Source organism: Mediterraneibacter gnavus ATCC 29149 (assembly GCF_008121495.1).
GTDB classification, from domain to species: Bacteria; Bacillota; Clostridia; order Lachnospirales; family Lachnospiraceae; genus Mediterraneibacter; species Mediterraneibacter gnavus.
Map to the genome: position 1 here is coordinate 1243529 of NZ_CP043051.1, position 17781 is coordinate 1261309.

Below are 17781 nucleotides of genomic sequence, written 5' to 3' on the forward strand. Positions count from 1 at the left end.
AACCTGAATTATTCATTTTTTTATCAATGTATCCTTTTTCCAGAAGTGGTGCCTGATACAGCTTCCGGCAGATGAATACCATATTAGCTTCTTTAAAATATGTAGTTCCATCTGAAAATACAGGTGTCAGACCGGTAGCTTGTATCTTATCCTCATTTTTCCCTGAATGACTCCCAAGATAGCCTAATGTTTTTTATATTCAGCCGGAAAGTGGGATAATGTAAAATATTCTTCCTAATCCATTCGCAGCATATCAGGAACCAGTAAAATCCCGATTACTGTAAACGCAATACCACCTGCACATACCAACACTATTGTCGTTTCAATTCCCTTTCTTACTTTTCTCCTGTCTTTTTAAGCACAGGAAGATTCGGAAATCTCCCTGTGTTTTTCTTAATAATATCCTCGTTCTTCCAACCAGTCTTTCACGTAACTTCTGATTCAAAAATAAATTTTTTATAAGATAAATTTATTTTTCTTTTTACTCAAATACATTCTTAGAAAAATAGCCCCCATATTTATAAGGAAAATCAAAAAAATCAAATTTAACGATAGATACTCTCGCACCATATTTCCCAGCACTGCACTAAAGGAAATACTAGATATCAAAACCATTTTATAAATATCATCCCATATCTTTCTATACTGCTCAATTCCACCCCATACAAGAATTACACATCCGACAATTCCTGCCATAATCGCAACCATTGAAACTATTCGTTCAAATGTGACCTCTCCTGAAGGATATCCCATATAATCCAGCTGTTCAAACCATATCACATACTCTCTGCACCAATTAACTGGCAACATGATTAGCTGCAATATATCTCTTTGAAATGCTCCATTCTGAATAAGTGAAAAGAAAATGACACAAAGATATCCCCAATCCCAGAAAAACTGCCTTTCTTTCATATCCTCAACTTCTGATTTTGCTTTTCTCCTGGCTCTTTGTATCTCCACATCTGCCCGTTTTCTTACCCTTTCAGTCTGATACTCTGCCTGCCTTGCCTGTTTTTCTGATTCTTCCTGTTTCCGCTGTGCCTGTTCAAACGCTTCCACCGATGACTGGTTCACCTGTATCTGCAACTTAGAGTTCCGGTCCCGAACGTCTTTTATTTCTTCTTCGAGCTGCTCTTGCTCGCTCCTGCTCATCAATCCGTTTCTGTTCCTCAAGTCGTCGTTGCTCTGCTGTAAGGACTGATTGAGTTTCCGCATTTCGGACAGTTCTACTGTCATCTGCTGAATTTCGGCGTTCGACTTCTGCATTTCTTCTTGCATTTCGTGATTCTCGAAGAACAACTGCTGTTTTTCCATTTTCAACTTGTGTGTCCTTTCCTGAAATTCCTGAATAAACTCGTTCATCTTCTGATTTCTCACCTGCAACTCGTCCCTCTCTGCCGACACTTTCTCCAGCGTTTCTGCCTGCTCCTTCGCAAGCTGCTTCCACTTGTCGGTAGTATCCAGCGAATTCTTCGTCTGATCCGTTTGTTCGTTCTGCTTCGGCTCGTGTCCTTTCGTAATTTCCATTAAATTCATATTCCAATGCCTCCTTACTGATGTCCAGATGAAAGGTTTTAGACAAATTGCTGTCACGCACTTTCTTTCCATCCTGATTCTGGAACGTGATGTGCTTTCTCTTTTCCGTCCAGTTCACACTCCATCCAAACTGTTTCATTTTTTCTATAAACTTTTCTTTGCTGATACAATTTTCCAGTGCTTTTAAGACCGCCATTGCACAGTCAGCCACAAAACTGTCCTTTGCATGTTGTCGGAACAGGTTATATTTATCCTTGTTCCATGCAATGACTTCGCCTTTTTCGATTTCACTGCCGTCAAAGTGTTTTCCTTTTTCTGCAACTGTCAATCCACGTTTTCTGCACATCTGATTAGTAAATTGCTTCATCCGCTCCAGATCTTTTTTCGTAGTATGCAATTTCTTTCCATCCTCATAGCTGACAGAATTCGTCACCAGATGGCAATGAATATGGTCTTTATCCTTATGGACTGCCACTAAGGTTTGAAATCCCTGGAACCATTTTTCTGCAAACTCTTTTCCAAATTCAAATGCCTGCTCTGGTGTAATCTGCTCGTCCTTATGCCAGGAAATAATATTGTGGGCGTACATTCTTCCAGAGTCTTTATTCCATAATTTCTTTTCTTCCAGAAATGTGCGGTACACCAGATCATAATTGATTTCATCGTGGCAATACGGACCAGTTACATAGGCAAGCTGCTCACTGGTCTTGTCCTGACGCAATACATATTCGATACAGTTTCTCATTGCTCCATGAGAATTTGTCCGCTTATTAACTGTCTTATTGACTGCCATATCTTTTCACTCTCCTTCCGGTAGTTGCGGATATTCTGATTGAGATAATGCAAAATATCTTCTCTTGGTATAAATCCACCAGCATTCATTTTCCGTGCAATCTGGTTGATATTCGTAGCAACACCACGAAGCTGGCTGAGCATCTCTGCAAGCATCAGATTCAGCTTTTTCAATTCTTCCACTTCCTCTGCGGATGCAATTTTTAAACCTGCTATTGCATGAATTACAACCGCCTGCTGAGTCTGTCCAGACTCCTTTACTTTATTTTGGAGCAGATCATACTCTGCTTTATTCATTCGTATCGTTACCGTATAATTTCGTTTTCGCATAAATTCTTGACTCCTTTCTTCATTCGTCTTTCCATAAATAGAATCAGCCATAACATTTCTGGCTGGTAAATTAGCAGGGGATATATAAGGGAGTGCAACGCTCCCTTATACAGGTGCAGGACAGCGTCCTAGTCAATCAGTAAGTCTTCCGAAGGAATGTCCGGTGGACATTTCGCAGGATTACTTACGCTATTGACGTGCCGGGGTTCCAAGGGGCAGATGCCCCATGGCAAGTTTAGGAACAGCCCAAAGGCTGGCTCCGGTGCATAGTGGCTTGCCACTTTGCGAAACTTGCCTGTCATCTGCCGCCACAGCAAAGACTTCCTCAATGATTCTTCCTGCAGCATCTTCCAGAATAAAAAGAGGCTGATGATGGTGGTTTTGTGGTGTGGGAAAAGACTGTGGAGGAAATCCGGATTACTCCCCTTTGCAGAGTATTCCAGCTTTCTGGAACAGGCTTTTCACACACCACTCCGGTGCGAAGTACCGGACAATCCTATGCCGTATCCGGCATACCATCCTTTTCTGACATTCTTTTCCGCACTTTCTGCTACATTGCTTCTAATCCACTTTCTTTTTTCTGTTACAAAGCATAAAAATAGCAGTCATAACCATTTTCTAAATTTTCTTCTCAGAAAATGTCATCACTGCTAATCTCTTTTTCTGTTATTTTCTTTTTCCTAAACCGCTCTATACTACCAATCAATATTCCTATGACTGCTACTTTATTTTATCGAAAATATCATAATCTCGTCCAATAACTTTTCCAGTTTCATAATCCTACGGTGCTGATACCAGATCAATCCCGGAAGTGCCACAGCCAAGATAAATGAAACTATTAAGATTTTTATTGCCTGTCCTCTACTGCTTATTCCCCCATAGCCAAGTCCACATACCAGATTCACGAATAAAATATAAAAATATCCACAGAATAAACTCAGTTCAAAAATCCATATCAAAATTCTCTGTATCTTCTTTTTCATTCTTCTCTGTCCTCCTAAGTTTATAAACTCATTGTAGCGAATTTCTCGCTATATCTCAATAGTGAATATCTCGCTAGTTTATTATTAAGCGTGAGGTGAAAGCATGTATAAAAGAATTCGTGATCTCCGTGAGGATCGTGACCTGACACAGAAAAATATGGGCGAAATCTTAAACTGCAGCCAACGCATTTATAGTAATTACGAGTGTGGCGATGTTGATATTCCCACTCAGATTCTGATCAAGCTGGCAGAATTCCATAATACCAGTGTTGACTATCTGTTGGATCTGACAGATGACAAACGACCATATTCCCGGAAAAGAAATAGTTCTACTTAAAGCAGCCCGATTCAATCTTGCTTATTCGGACTGCTTTATTTTTGCCATTATCTAAAAACTATCCGCAAACTCTAACGCTGCATCCATATCTGCTTCCTGCTCCCAGTCCATTGCATCTTCCGTGTCCTGTTTCTTAGGCTTTTCCTCTAATCTGCCAAATGGTTGGTTTTCTCCCACCGATTCTTTTACAAATGGCGTAATCATTTCAAATAGATTCTTCGCCATAGCCATCGGAACAGATTCTTTCACTCCATCCCGGATAGCTGTCTCTACTCTTTCCAGAAAAGCATCTTCCTTTTCTCTGCTTTCCAGATATGGGTCTTCTTCATTCCGGTACTCTCTGGCAAAATAATCGTTCAACGCTGCCACAACTGCTTTTGTATAGGATTTATATTTCTGTCTGTCCATGGTCTGAAGATATTCCCATGCCTGCCGATCCTGCTCGTCACAAAGATTCAGTCGTATATTGGTGTTGATGATTTTCCGTTCTTTTCTCATACCAGCATCCCTCCGCTTTTCTGAATTTTTCTTACTGTCATAGCTTCATACCCTTTGGCTGTTGCACAGATGTCTCGCACAATCGTCACCCGTTCTTTGTCATATTCTCCGAAGTTCTGAATCATGCAGCCACCGCCACCAACTACATATAAACGCATCAGTTCCGGATTGTATTCCCGTTCTCTCAGCTTATGAAAAATTTCTCTTGTATAATCACTGGCAGCCTTACGAATTACAGTCAGATACTTTTCTCCGATGTCTGCTGTCCCGGTACGGATCACCTGTTCAATCACAAGATCATCTACCACCGTTCCCAATTCTTTCAGCAAACTTTCCCTGACTGCAAGCACACACTGGTGTGTTCCATATTTTTCTGTAAAGCATTTCTTTTCCACCGGACGGGAGTTGTTGATATACATGATGTTCATAGTTCCATTTCCAATATCAGCCAGCATATTGATTCCCTTGAAATCCTGCAAGCGGTAAAAAGCTGCTGCAAATCCCTGTGGATAGATATCCGCTCCTTCAAACTCGACGTGATACTGTTTATTGCGGAACATAAAATCCACTCTCTCGTTTTGAAGCAGATATTTCTGAAAATCCTCTTTCTGCGTAGCCACCCAGGTCAGAGGCAATCCGGCTGCAATGTGAACTTTTGCACTGTTCATTCCTTTTCCCTCCAGTTCTCTTGCAATCGCAGCCAATGTCAGTACATAATAGTCGTCGTCCTGGGTCTTCTCCGCACAGAACTCCTTGTGTTCCTCACCAATCTGGTAATACATGTCATTGTAAACAAGAAGGTTATTCTGGAAGATTGGCTCCTTTTCGTATCTGGCTACACCGGAAGGGAAACATCTGGTTGCCGTTTTCATGTTGCCATAGCCGTGATCAATCCCGATCACCATAATTTTCTCGTTTTTGTTGGTTTTCATCATTCTCATAATCATATACCTCGTTCTTTCTTTTTATTTTACCCAGGGCAAACAGGGCATTTTTGTGAGCATCTAACAGCTTTTTCATTTTTTGCGTCCTGCTCTGATCTCATCTCCTTTTGCCCTTTTTGCCCCAAATGCCCCAAAATGCAATCTATATATTCAGTTTTATCTGTTCGGAAGGCTTATCAAAAGGACTCTTTTCCCCTGCTTCCAGAGGATGGAAATCTTCTTCCCTGATAGCAATATCCAGATAACAATATTCGCCGTTGTATTTCCTTACCTGATATCCTTTGCCCTCCATGCTTTTGAAAAATCCTGATTTTCCATGTCCCTGGCGGTCATTGTCTTTACAGTATTCCTCATACATGCGGTACACTTCACTACGCTTCATTCGTTTTCCTTCTGCCTGTACCAGTTTTTCATCCAGAAATGCACAGACACTGTCCGATGCCCTTCGCAGTTCCCGGACACATTCTTTGCTGTGTTCACTTTCAATAAGCTCCCCACGTTCATAGACATCTTTCAGTGCTATCACTGCCATATGAATTGCATAATCCGCTTCTGCCTTGATCTTTTCTTTTAAGCGTATATCTCTTTCCTCTCCTGGAATCATCTGGTTCATATCCAAAACAAGGAGCCTCCTGTAAAAAGCATCCGATTTATCTTCCAGATTCTGTGGCATTTCATTCGTTGAAAAAAGCAGCTTTGCATATGCCTTGTAAAAGACCGCATCTTTTCCCTTTTTCTCATACAAAAGTGTATCTTCACCAACTGCCTTTTTCAGTACATCGGTTGTGTCCATCGCTTTACATGGGATATCCGCACAGGCATTTAACAGCTTTCCGTACATCCCGGTAGCATAAAACCGTTTGTTCAAATCCTGCAATGAGATACTGGACGTATTTTCATTCCCGATCACATGCTGGATCAGTGCAACTGCAACGGATTTTCCGGTACCTCCATTTCCTTTCAGCATTAAAAATTTCTGGAACTGGGTATCCGTAGTCATACAATATCCGAAATACTCCCAGAACATCTGCTGTTCTATCTTATCCGGTATGGAAGAATCCAGATATTTTCTGATATTTGCCCCACCTTCCAGGACTTTTTCCCTGTCCTCTGGATAATATGGGAAGGGAATCTGATTAATCGTCAGATACTTCGGATCATGTTCTATCAGCTCGCCTGACAACACATCATAATAAGCATTTCTGAAATTAATCCAGTGGGCAGGCTGCTTATTCAGTTCATACGAATTCCGGTAAATCTGTGGCTGTGTAATCAAAAGATTATAAACTCTCTGGATGGTGCTGCTGTTAACCCGATCCCGATAAATTAGCTTTTGAATCCGGTATTTGAGCTTTACGCCCTTAGCGTCCTCAATAAAAACGCCATGCTCATAATAATAGGGGATCTCTCCCCTTACAAAGAAGCTCACATTCTCCACGATATAATCCACAATCTCCATGTCCCTCACACCAGTGACCTTCCCTTTTGAATCAAACTTGTGGAAGCGGCTTAATTCCGGATCATTCTTTGTTTCCCGCTCAAACCGCAGGATAAACTGTTCCAGAGCTTTCCCTACTTCTGGCTGATTGTCCAGTTTCCCCAGATATTCTTTTTCTTTAAACAACTGCCATCCGGCTTTTCCATCCAGACCAGCCTCCTTGCAGAATTCCAGAATCCGGTCATTCATCCATTTGGTCGTACAGGCAGCCACATAGTGGTACGCACTCTGACAGGTTCCATGAAACTGAATAGACCGCATATCTTCTATGAAACTGTTTACGCTGAAATAGTATTCATCATCTTCCTGCCCCAGATAAAGTGCCTGATAACCGGACATCACAATGTTCATTGCAATATCCTGATTGTCCACCAAAAAGATATACTTCTTGGAAGTGCCTTCCGGTTCTGTTTCCATATAATGCTTCAGGAACTTCTTATTCATGTTCATCACTTCCTTTCAGAGCAAAAGAAAAAGACGTGAATCACATTTCTATGACTCACGCCTTACCTGCTCACAATATTTAATTTTCTGTAAATTTATCTGTTATCTCCCGTATTCATCCATCTTATACATAGATCAATTCCTTCAGGATGATTTCTTCTGCAATCGCCCTGTGCCTGTTGGCAGCTCTTACCCATGCCATCTGATCTTTCTCCTTATCCGGCAATGGATCTTTTTCTTCCAACTGTTTCAGAATAATTTCTTCCCGTTCCCTGGCTGCCTTGTCCACTTCCAGCAGATGCTCACCAATACTATCTTGCAGGAGCATTACCTGATACAGCGAATTTCTGTGATTCTTCAAATAGTCTCTGCGTAAAAATCCATATTTGCCAAGTTGTTCTATCTGCTCACCGGATTTATAGGTGAGATTGGGAATCAGATATCCATTCACATTTGTATAAGTCAGTTTCATTTTATTAGCACTCTCCTTTTTTCTCTGATTTTTTACACCAAATTTACACCATTTGCAATTCATTTGACGATAGGCTATGATACCAGACAAAATGACTGATTGCCCAGAAAGCCTGTAAAATAGGCATTTTTGCAATACACAAGACAGGACAAAAATCGACTTCCATTATCAAGAGGTGAGTGCTAATTTTTTATTTTTTTATTTATTGACAATTCCTCCCCACCTCTGTTATGATAATAAAACTGCAATAAGGGAGTAGTTAGCTCTGTACAGAGTCGCTGTGTCAACATATTGATGGTTTTCCATCTGGTACAGCGTTCAATAACGAGACTTATTCACGTGATATTTTTGCGTGGATAGGTCTCTTTTTTTATGAAGGAGGAGAAAAAATGAGCTTATTTTCTGTATTTCTGATCGGGATCGGCCTTTCCATGGATGCATGTGCCGTATCCTTTGCAAAAGGAATCTGCCTTAGACGGCAGGTAAAAACCTATGCCCTGAAACTTGGACTTGCCTTCGGGCTTTTTCAGGCACTGATGCCGCTGATTGGCTGGTGGGTGGGAACCTATTTTGAGTCCTTTATCACAGCTGTAGATCACTGGATTGCATTTTTCTTGCTTGGTTTTATCGGAGTCAATATGATCCGGGAATCAAAAGAAGCGGAAGCCGAATGTGATACTTATGTGGATTCTATTCCGGCAAAGGATATCCTGCTGCTTGCAGTTGCAACCAGCATTGATGCTCTCGCAGTCGGTATCAGTTTTGCATTCCTGAAAGTAGACATCATTCCCGCTGTCTGTCTTATTGGCATCACCACATTTATCATCAGCTGCATCGCGGTTTTCCTTGGAAATAAAATCGGTGGAAAACTCGGAAAATATGCTGAGATCACCGGTGGTGTTATTCTGATCCTCATTGGTCTGAAAATTCTGATCGAGCACTTATTTGGACTATAAAATCGCAAAAACCGGAAGGGGTTCCACGCCATGCGCAAAGCCCTTTCCGGTTCTTTTTTCATATATCTAATGAGAGAAACAAAACTGCTACAATAATCCGACGATGTGATAGACTGCAAATGATGCAATCCATGCAATGAAACATTGACCAAATACCATGGCTGCTGCCCATTTTCCGCCCAATTCCTGTTTCACAGACGCGATTGCTGCGACACATGGCGTATAAAGCAGGCAGAATACGAGAAGTGCTACTGCCCCTGCAATGGTAAGACTGCCCTGAAGTGCTGCACTGCTTCCAAACAAAATAGTCAAAGACGATACAACGCTTTCTTTTGCCAGAAATCCCGAAATCAGCGCGGTCACGATACGCCAGTCTCCAAATCCTACAGGAAGGAAAATCGGCGCAAGTCCGCCTGCCACCAATGCCAGAATACTGTTTTGAGAATCTGCTGTCATATTCAGTCCGGTATCAAAATTCTGCAAAAACCAGATTACGATCGTAGCAATAAAAATAACGGTAAACGCTCTCTGCAGAAAATCCTTTGCTTTATCCCACAAAAGATGTCCCACATTTTTGGCACCCGGCAGACGATAGTTCGGCAGCTCCATCACAAACGGAACCGCTTCCCCTTTGAATGCCGTTTTCTTAAAGATCAGTGCCATTAAAATTCCCATCACAATTCCAAATACATAAAGTCCAATCATCACAAGCGCTCCCCTCTTCGGGAAAAATGCCGCAGTGAAAAATGCGTAAATCGGCAGCTTCGCCGTACAGCTCATGAACGGAGTCAGAAGAATTGTCATCTTTCGGTCTCTCTCAGACGGCAGCGTCCGGCTTGCCATCACACCAGGAACTGTACATCCGAATCCGACCAGCATCGGAACAATGCTTCGTCCGGAGAGTCCCAGTTTTCGGAGAAGTTTATCCATGATAAAAGCTACTCTTGCCATATATCCACTGTCTTCCAGAAGCGACAGAAAGAAAAACAGTGTCACAATGATCGGCAGAAAACTTAAAACACCGCCGACTCCACTGAAAATTCCATCAATCACCAGCGAATGTACCACACTGTTTACATGCGCTGCTGTCATTGCATGGTCCACGACATTCGTCAGTGCTGTGATTCCAGACTCCAGAAGCCCCTGCAAAAATGCCCCGATTACATTGAAAGTAAGCCAGAATACAACTGCCATAATTCCAACAAATGCAGGAATTCCGGTATATTTTCCAGTCAGGAATCGATCGATCTTCCGACTTCTGAGATGTTCTCTGCTCTCTTTCGGCTTGATCACCGACTCACTGCAGACGTCTTCTATGTAAGCAAACCTCATCTGTGCAATTGAGGCTGCACGATCCAGTCCAGTTTCCTCCTCCGTCTGTCGGGAAATATCCTCCAGAAGGTTTTTCTCATTTTCTGTCAGATTCAGCTGCTCTAATATTTTTTCATCATCTTCCATGATCTTGCTTGCCGCAAACCGAACCGGTATCTCTGCTTTTTCAGCATGATCCTCGATCAGATGCATTACTGCATGAATTCCTCTGTGAACCCCTTCCTCTTTTCGGCAGAAATCTGTTTCCAGTGGTTTTTCCTGATATTTTGCTACATGGATGGCATGCTGGATCAACTCCTCAATTCCTTCTGCCTTTGCCGCAGAAATCGGAATGACCGGCACTCCCAGGGCCTCCTCCATTTCATTAACCAGAACGGAACCTCCGTTTTCACGCAGTTCATCCATCATATTCAATGCAACAACCATCGGAAAACCAAGCTCTAACAGCTGCATGGTAAGATACAGATTTCGCTCAATATTTGTTGCATCCACAATATTGATGATCCCTTTCGGTTTCTCACGAATGACAAACTCTCTCGTCACGATTTCCTCACTGCTGTAAGGAGACATCGAATAAATCCCCGGCAGATCTGTGATCAGTGTATTATTATGGCCTTTGATCACTCCATCTTTTCTGTCTACTGTAACTCCCGGAAAGTTACCCACATGCTGTTTGGAACCGGTCAACTGGTTAAACAATGTCGTCTTTCCACAATTCTGATTTCCCACAAGAGCAAACGTCAGTGTCTCCCCTTCAGGCAGCGGAGTCTCCTCTTTCCGGTTATGAAACTTTCCGCCTTCCCCGTATCCCGGATGCAGTTTCTCCTGTTTTTCTACTTTTTTTCTGATATTCTTTGGTTTGTGTTCTTTACTGATTTCAATGTTTTTTGCATCTTTCAGGCGAATTGTCAGCTCGTAGCCATGAAGCCGCAGCTCAATTGGATCTCCCATCGGTGCATATTGTACAACCGTCACTTCTGTGCCTTGTATCAATCCCATATCCAGAAAATGTTGGCGCAGAGCGCCCTCTCCCCCAACCGAAAGAATGGTGGCAGTACTTCCTATTTGTAATTCATTTAATTTCATGTCTTTTCCTCTTTCTCATTCGTTTGAGCTTTCTTACTACTCTACCATACACTGATGTTTTTATAAAAGCAACTGTTTGGGCACAAAAATACCGACGGATTACTCCGCCGGCCTTCTATTATTTTAAAATTGCTTCTACATCTGCTGCAATCTGCTCTGCATTCAGATGATTTTTCTCCAATACTTCCTGCACGTCATATCGGTCAAGGAACTCTTTCTTCAATCCAACGTTTAACACTTTCATATCAGAAGCGCCGTAATAACGGGCAATTTTTTCACCAAAACCTCCGTCTAAAATTCCATCCTCCAGGGTCACTACGATTTCATGATCTTTCTTCAGATCATCAAGAAGTGCTTCATCCAGACCTGTGATGTAGTATGGATTCACCAGTGTCGGCTGCACACCTGTTTTCTCTGCGATCAGTTCTGCTGCTTTCTCTCCCAGTGAATAGAATGCACCGAGTCCGATCACTGCAACCTTGCTTCCTTTCTGTATTACTTCATAAGTATTCAGTTTGCCGAAATCCTTAGTCACTGTTTTTCCATCCGAAATCAGCTCACCGCCCGGTACTTTTATTGCAACCGGATAAGAATTCTGCTCCACACTCCAATCAAGCATGGCAAGATATTCTTCTTTTGTCGTCGGTGCCAGATAAACAAGGTTCGGAATATTTGCCATCATCGGAATATCCTGAAATCCCAGATGTGTGACATCATTCATTCCATAAACAGAACCCCAGAATGTCACAATTGTTGCCGGACTGTTGTTGATACACAGATCCTGTGCGATCTGGTCAAATGTCCGCTGTACAAAAGTACTGTACACGCCGTAAACAGGCTTTCCTCCGTTTGCCGCAATACCGGATGCCAGAGCAACCGCTGTCTCTTCTGCAATTCCCACATCAATAAACTGGCGTCCGGCTTCTTTTCGCTTATCTTCTGTAAATCCCATAACTGCAGGCGTTCCGGATGTGATGGCAACCACACGGGAATCTTCTTTCATCTTTTTCAAAAGATAATCTCTCGTAATACCGGCGTAGTCCTCCGTATTTGAAGTATAAAGAGGTTTTCCCGTCTCAAGATCAAACGGACCGCTGAAATGCCACTGTTCTTTATTTTGCTCTGCCGGCTCATATCCTTTTCCTTTCAGCGTATTGATATGAACCACAACCGGCTGACTGCTGTTTTTTACTTTCTGAAATGCCTCCACCAGCGCTTTTGTATCGTTTCCCTGGTTTACATAAATATAATCAAGCCCCATCGCTTTGAACAGGTTACATGGAGCTGTTCCGTTTGTTTCCCGCAGCAGCTTCAAATTCTGATACAATCCTCCATGATTCTCTGCGATGGACATATCATTGTCATTCACTACAATAATTAGATTTCCACCCAATTCTGCGGCGTAGTCAATTCCCTCCAGTGCTTCTCCGCCGCTTAAAGAACCGTCTCCGATCACTGCGATTACATTTCCGTCTTCCCCTTTCAGATCTCTTGCTTTTGCAAGTCCACAGGCAAGACTGACAGAAGTAGATGTATGACCGATTGTAAAGAAATCATGCTCACTCTCATGCGGATTTGTATAACCGGATACATCATCGTAATGCTCTTCATAAAGATATGCATCTTTTCTTCCTGTCAGCATTTTGTGCGGATAACTCTGATGGGAAACGTCATATACAATTTTATCTTTTGGAGATTCAAATACATAATGCATGGCAATGGTCGCTTCCACCATTCCGAAATTTGGTCCGAAATGTCCGCCATGCCGGCTTGCCCGGGTCAAAAGTGCATGGCGCATCTCTTCTGCCAGTGCCGGAAGCTCCTCGATCGTCAGTTTTTTTACATCTTCAGGGCTGTTGATTGTTTCAATATACATTAATATCCACTCCTCTTTTTCTTATCAATTCTTACTGTTTTTCTCCTTTGTGAGGATTGATGATACTATATCACCTGGAGTTAACTCCAAGTCAAGAGCGAGTTTAAATATTTTTTTATTTTCTTTTCACCAGACACGAATGGCACTTTTTTCATAAATGTAATCAAACATACTGGTAATAAAAACGAAGATGTTTCACGTGAAACATCTTCATCTCCATTTTATTCCTTTATTTTTTCAAACCTGTACTGTTGCTTAATATCCGGATATTTTTCATGATCCACTTCACTCATAAACATTCCATATGGTCTTGCACAGATTTTAAACGGAGAATACAACCCCTGATAAATCACCAGTTTTTCTCCTGTCTCTGTATGCTGCGCAAATGCAAGCACTTTATATAAATATTCTGAAGTTTCCCCTGACACCCATTCTCTCTTAAAATGCTGTACAATATCTCCCACTCGGATGTCTCTCGGAATCACCTCTTCTTGCTTTAACTCAGGCTCTGTATCCAATTCTACATATTCCTCTTTATCCAGAGAAACAGGCGCACCTGATTTTCCCATAATATGGACGCCTCCATACCAGGTGCCTGTAATCTCAAACAGATCCCCCACCTGATATTCTGAAGTATATTCATCGTTCTTTTTTACAATTCTTATTCTGCTCATTCTGATTATCCCTTATTCTATTTTCTTCTTTCAATCACATCACTGATTGCATCAATTCCTAAAAGTATCTGACTGACCAGAATCAGCGCAAATAAAATTTTCACCACTTTTTTTCCTGTCTCGTCTTCTCTTTCTGCACAGTCTTTTGCAATTCTTCCGACAATCCCCAGTAATCCAATCAGAGAAATCCTCTGCGCTGTTCTGTTTAACGATTTGTTCTGATAATAAATTTCCTGCAATAATTCATGATTGTTCATACTCATGTTCTCCTCTCCTTATAATCCGTCTCTGTAAATATGATTGATTGTTGCCTGAGCATGTTCCAGCTCCTTTTTCTGCATGACGGCATCTCGATCACTGAAAATTGCCAGCATCTCATCCACCACATCTTCCGCTCTCGGATTTGATGTTCTGTAAAGATACCCCAGCATACGAGTTGCCGTATAATCTGTCCTGATTTGATTATATGCAATTTCTCTGCAAAAGTCATCAGGATAATCCTTCTCCTTCAAAGCTCTGTACAATTCATCATTTCTTGCTTTTTCCATATTTATTGCCGCCTGTTCTTTCTAAAATACTGTTTTTCAAATTCTTCTTCCGATAATGGCTTATTCAAAAAGTATCCTTGAATGACATCACAACACATCTCTTTTAATACGCCAAGCTGCTTTTGGGTTTCAACACCTTTGTTTCATCCCTTTTTGCATCACTTCCCAACAAAGCTTACCTTCCGGATACTCAACCTGAAATGTCTTTTTACAACACTCATTCATATATACACTCTTATTTGCCTCAACATCTATGATACGAATGTTCGAATTTATTCCATTTAAAATTTTATAAAAAAATTGTGAATCTGAATTATCTTTCACCGCAATACTCCTTTTAACAGCAAATAATTCTCTCCCATATTCTACATCATATTGACTGGAAAAATCTACTCAAAAAATCCTGTTCCAAATGGAATTATTACTCCACTTCCAACAGGATTTTGATTCAATCATTTAAATATTTCTTACTTTTTGGATGATTGTACGATAATCTTCATTTTTTTCAAATAAAATCTGTTTGCCCAGTACAAAGCCTTCTACCCCTTTTTTCCAGAGACGCTCCAGAATCTCCCAGGTCACACCGCCGTCGATCACAATATGGAATTTATACCGCTGACGCAATTTCAAAAGTTGCTCAATTTTAGGTTCTACAAAATGAAGATAGTCTCTTCCCGCAAATCCGGGATTTACGGTCATGACCAGCACGTAATCTACTAACGACAACAATTCCTGAATACTGTCAAGTGAAATTCCGGGATTGATCACGATCCCAGGAGCCTTTCCAAGTTTACGTATTCTGCAGAGTGTCTCTGTTGGAATTGTTTCAGAATCCGGATGGATATAAATAATATCTGCTCCGAACTCTGCATATCGTTCTATATAACGTCCGGGATTATACATCATCATATGAACATCCAGCTTCAAAGAAGTGTTTTTACGTATTGTTTCAATATCCTGAAAACTCATCCCGAAATTAGGCACATAATGGCCATCCATTACATCTATATGTAAAATATCCGCTCCACTCACATCAAGTCTCATAATCTCATCTTTCAGATAATCCATCGAAAGATTCAAAAGCGACGGGCATAATAATTTTTCCATAACGCCTCTCTCCCTACTGAATAAGTCCTGCAGCAGTTGGTAATGTCATAGAAATCGCAGGAATACATGTGGTCAGCAACAGTACGATCAAAATCACACCAAAATAGGGCAGTAATTCTTTAAACACCTGCTCAATTTTTACATTTCCGACCTTCGCTCCTGTAAACAAGATAGAGCCAACCGGAGGCGTAATTGTTCCAATACAAAGGTTCAGCGTGACCATAATACCAAACTGTACCGGATGCATCCCGAACGTCTGACAAATTGGCAGGAAAATCGGTGTAAAAATCAAAACAGCCGGAGTCGGATCCATAAAGGTTCCTACGATCAACAAAATAATATTCATTAAAATCAAAATCACATATCTGTTTTCTGTAATAGAAAGCATTCCATTTGCGATCAGATCCGGCAAACCTGTAAATGCCATAACCCATGACATAATAGAGGATAATCCAATCATAAACGTAATAATACCCGTCATTTTTGCAGGAATTCGTCGTTCTGCAACATATCCACATTTCTTTGCTTTAACCCCTGCAAGGAACATCACGAGTAATCCCCACAGAATTCCCGGCACATATCCTCCCGTAAACAAGGCAGCAACTGATACACTTCCTGCAATTGTCGAATAAACAATCATCAGATTGGACGGTGGAATCAGCATTCCCGTCGGTGCAGAAGCAATATTTACACCGGCACTGTAAACCGGATCATATCCTTCCTTTTTTTCCATCGGTCCGATCGTACCACCCATTGCAGCAGCCGCTGCTGCACCGGAACCTGAAATTGCACCAAATAACATGTTTGCTACTACATTAGACTGCGCCAGTGCCCCCGGCATACGTCCGGCAACAACCTTGGCAACATTAACAATTCGCTCTGCAATTCCACCGTTATTCATAATATTTCCTGCAAGAATAAAAAACGGAATTGCAATCAGTGAAAATGAATTGGCTCCGGCAAACAATCTCTGCGCAGATGTCGCAAATGAAATATTTGCATCGAGCATACACAACATAGCCAGCGCGGATGACAATCCTACCGCTACACTGATTGACACACCGATCGCTAGCATAATCACCAAAAGCACAACCATAACAATTGCTGTTTGATGTGTGACTTTATGAAATGAGTATTCAATGATTCGGGAAATGAAGTGTTCCCAGATAAACAGGTACAACAACATTCCTGTTCTCAGTAACTAAAATTTTGAAAAGATAGAAGAAAATAAAAAATTGCTTGAGAAAGTAAGACAAAAATGGTATATTAATAAGTGTGTTCCCTTAGTAAAATGGATATTACGGATCCCTCCTAAGGATCAAGTGCAGGTTCGATTCCTGCAGGGAACGTTTTCAAAACGAGGACAGCAGCTTTCTTTATTCAGCCACTGTCCTCGTTTTATTTTTCTATTTCTCTTTTCTTCTTACAAAAACAACTACACCTATCACCGCAATACAAGCAACGCAAAAAATCACATACGATTTTGAATATTTAAAAATTCACATATCCCTGCAGCCAGATCTCTCCTTTAAATCGTCTTCCAATCTCTGGCTCTCCCAGAACCTCTTTCTTCGGAACACAAACATCGAACTCCAGTTCATTGACATCTAGTTTCATCTGATAAAGCCGTTCTCCGGTCAATGTATTCTCCCGCTCTCTGATCGCCAGAATCTCTCCCATAATTGAATACAGATCACATTCCACACCATAAGGCATAAAGTAACTGTCCACAATGGAATATACATCCTCTGTAGCCAATCTACGAGAAACTTTTGAGTAGATATCCATATCTTCCAGAGTCAACGTTTCAATTGCTCCCTGATCTCCATTACGGGCAGCACTCAAAAGTTTCTTTCGTGTTTTTGCTTCCTCTCTTGCGAAACGCATCTGTGTCTCGCTTTTTCTTACAGGCAGCAGGATTCTCCCGGACAGAGCAAGACCGGAAAAAGTGACACCGTTTGGAGCTCCTGTCATCATACCCAGCTGACGCTCTTTCATATATTCTACGCCATTTTGCATTGTAAAAATCAGACTGATCCCCACTTTTGCATCTTCACAGATTCCTACGTACTGTTCGCGCTCGATTCGTTTTTCAATGGAAACATCTGCATATGTTGTAACACCACTTCCCTGAAAATACGGGAAATAGTATTCCATATCAAACTGGTCATGATCATCCAGTTCTCCACACAATGTAATCCCCACATCCTGACCGTATTCCTTTTGAAATTCACAGTAGTCTGCTTCTTCATTATAGGAAACGGTCATCTGATGGGTAAAGGTTTCTCTTGTCTGCTCCAATATTTCTTTTAGCTCTGCTTTTTTCTTGATGGGACCAAACCCAATTGCTTTCAAATACTGATGCATA

The 17781-nt window shown here is 41.4% G+C and carries 20 protein-coding genes and 1 tRNA gene; 3 read left to right on the forward strand and 18 right to left on the reverse strand.

The window, feature by feature from the left end; translation table 11 throughout:
* Positions 1-456: 456 nt before the first annotated feature.
* The 4 genes from FXV78_RS06015 to FXV78_RS06035 form a co-directional block, all read right to left on the reverse strand.
* Entirely contained in the window at positions 457-1152 is a 696-nt protein-coding gene (locus tag FXV78_RS06015) for a DUF6040 family protein (RefSeq protein ID WP_233447361.1), read from the reverse strand.
* Positions 1088-2329: a relaxase/mobilization nuclease domain-containing protein gene (locus FXV78_RS06020; protein WP_009245732.1), complete on the reverse strand. Its 1242-nt coding sequence runs from the start codon at positions 2327-2329 to the stop codon at positions 1088-1090. Before FXV78_RS06020 ends, FXV78_RS06015 begins: the two co-directional genes overlap by 65 nt.
* Positions 2278-2658: a plasmid mobilization protein gene (locus tag FXV78_RS06025; protein WP_009245733.1), complete on the reverse strand. Its 381-nt coding sequence runs from the start codon at positions 2656-2658 to the stop codon at positions 2278-2280. Before FXV78_RS06025 ends, FXV78_RS06020 begins: the two co-directional genes overlap by 52 nt.
* Positions 2659-3383: 725 nt before the next feature.
* On the reverse strand, positions 3384-3641 hold the full coding sequence (locus FXV78_RS06035; RefSeq protein WP_004841328.1) for a hypothetical protein: 258 nt from the start codon (positions 3639-3641) through the stop codon (positions 3384-3386).
* 103 nt (positions 3642-3744) lie between these two features.
* Between FXV78_RS06035 and FXV78_RS06040 the strand changes: the two genes are divergently transcribed.
* The gene (locus FXV78_RS06040; protein ID WP_004841326.1) at positions 3745-3978 is read left to right on the forward strand and encodes a helix-turn-helix domain-containing protein; all 234 of its coding nucleotides are present in this window, start codon (positions 3745-3747) and stop codon (positions 3976-3978) included.
* A gap of 51 nt (positions 3979-4029) precedes the next feature.
* Here the strand turns inward: FXV78_RS06040 and FXV78_RS06045 are convergent, their stop codons facing one another.
* The 5 genes from FXV78_RS06045 to FXV78_RS06060 form a co-directional block, all read right to left on the reverse strand.
* Positions 4030-4476, reverse strand: coding sequence for a hypothetical protein (locus FXV78_RS06045; protein WP_004841324.1), 447 nt, complete (start codon positions 4474-4476; stop codon positions 4030-4032).
* Positions 4473-5417 (reverse strand): ParM/StbA family protein, encoded by a 945-nt coding sequence (locus FXV78_RS06050; RefSeq protein ID WP_172624243.1) that lies wholly within the window; start codon positions 5415-5417, stop codon positions 4473-4475. The genes FXV78_RS06045 and FXV78_RS06050 overlap by 4 nt, the downstream gene beginning before the upstream one ends.
* Positions 5365-5496: a hypothetical protein gene (locus FXV78_RS18440; RefSeq protein ID WP_004841320.1), complete on the reverse strand. Its 132-nt coding sequence runs from the start codon at positions 5494-5496 to the stop codon at positions 5365-5367. The genes FXV78_RS06050 and FXV78_RS18440 overlap by 53 nt, the downstream gene beginning before the upstream one ends.
* A gap of 66 nt (positions 5497-5562) precedes the next feature.
* On the reverse strand, positions 5563-7362 hold the full coding sequence (locus FXV78_RS06055; RefSeq protein ID WP_233447362.1) for a DNA primase family protein: 1800 nt from the start codon (positions 7360-7362) through the stop codon (positions 5563-5565).
* A gap of 124 nt (positions 7363-7486) precedes the next feature.
* Positions 7487-7834, reverse strand: a complete 348-nt coding sequence (locus FXV78_RS06060; protein ID WP_039959422.1) for a TnpV protein — start codon at positions 7832-7834, stop codon at positions 7487-7489.
* Positions 7835-8223: 389 nt separating this feature from the next.
* Between FXV78_RS06060 and FXV78_RS06065 the strand changes: the two genes are divergently transcribed.
* Positions 8224-8790 carry a manganese efflux pump MntP gene (locus FXV78_RS06065; RefSeq protein WP_004841314.1) on the forward strand — a complete coding sequence of 189 codons (567 nt, stop codon included), beginning with the start codon at positions 8224-8226 and terminating at the stop codon, positions 8788-8790.
* Between the two features lie 87 nt (positions 8791-8877).
* Here FXV78_RS06065 and feoB read toward each other — a convergent pair whose 3' ends face one another.
* The 8 genes from feoB to FXV78_RS06110 all read right to left on the reverse strand — a co-directional run bounded on the left by feoB (position 8878) and on the right by FXV78_RS06110 (position 16488).
* Entirely contained in the window at positions 8878-11208 is a 2331-nt protein-coding gene (gene feoB, locus FXV78_RS06070) for a ferrous iron transport protein B (protein ID WP_004841313.1), read from the reverse strand.
* 118 nt (positions 11209-11326) lie between these two features.
* Positions 11327-13084 (reverse strand): 1-deoxy-D-xylulose-5-phosphate synthase, encoded by a 1758-nt coding sequence (locus FXV78_RS06075; protein WP_004841312.1) that lies wholly within the window; start codon positions 13082-13084, stop codon positions 11327-11329.
* 221 nt (positions 13085-13305) lie between these two features.
* Positions 13306-13758, reverse strand: a complete 453-nt coding sequence (locus FXV78_RS06080; protein WP_004841311.1) for a DUF1653 domain-containing protein — start codon at positions 13756-13758, stop codon at positions 13306-13308.
* A gap of 17 nt (positions 13759-13775) precedes the next feature.
* Positions 13776-14021, reverse strand: a complete 246-nt coding sequence (locus FXV78_RS06085; RefSeq protein ID WP_004841310.1) for a hypothetical protein — start codon at positions 14019-14021, stop codon at positions 13776-13778.
* A gap of 12 nt (positions 14022-14033) precedes the next feature.
* Positions 14034-14306 carry a class-II aminoacyl-tRNA synthetase family protein gene (locus FXV78_RS06090; protein ID WP_004841308.1) on the reverse strand — a complete coding sequence of 91 codons (273 nt, stop codon included), beginning with the start codon at positions 14304-14306 and terminating at the stop codon, positions 14034-14036.
* A 129-nt stretch (positions 14307-14435) separates the two neighbouring features.
* Positions 14436-14630, reverse strand: a complete 195-nt coding sequence (locus FXV78_RS06100; RefSeq protein ID WP_004841307.1) for a hypothetical protein — start codon at positions 14628-14630, stop codon at positions 14436-14438.
* A 132-nt stretch (positions 14631-14762) separates the two neighbouring features.
* Complete coding sequence (locus FXV78_RS06105; RefSeq protein ID WP_039959419.1) at positions 14763-15413, reverse strand: ribulose-phosphate 3-epimerase; 651 nt, start codon at positions 15411-15413, stop codon at positions 14763-14765.
* A 13-nt stretch (positions 15414-15426) separates the two neighbouring features.
* Positions 15427-16488: a TRAP transporter large permease gene (locus FXV78_RS06110; protein WP_233447407.1), complete on the reverse strand. Its 1062-nt coding sequence runs from the start codon at positions 16486-16488 to the stop codon at positions 15427-15429.
* Between the two features lie 202 nt (positions 16489-16690).
* Here FXV78_RS06110 and FXV78_RS06115 point away from each other — a divergent pair.
* Positions 16691-16762: transfer RNA gene (locus FXV78_RS06115), tRNA-Arg, on the forward strand.
* A gap of 142 nt (positions 16763-16904) precedes the next feature.
* Here the strand turns inward: FXV78_RS06115 and FXV78_RS06120 are convergent.
* Positions 16905-17780 (reverse strand): DUF3881 family protein, encoded by an 876-nt coding sequence (locus FXV78_RS06120; RefSeq protein ID WP_004841299.1) that lies wholly within the window; start codon positions 17778-17780, stop codon positions 16905-16907.
* Position 17781 lies beyond the last annotated feature (1 nt).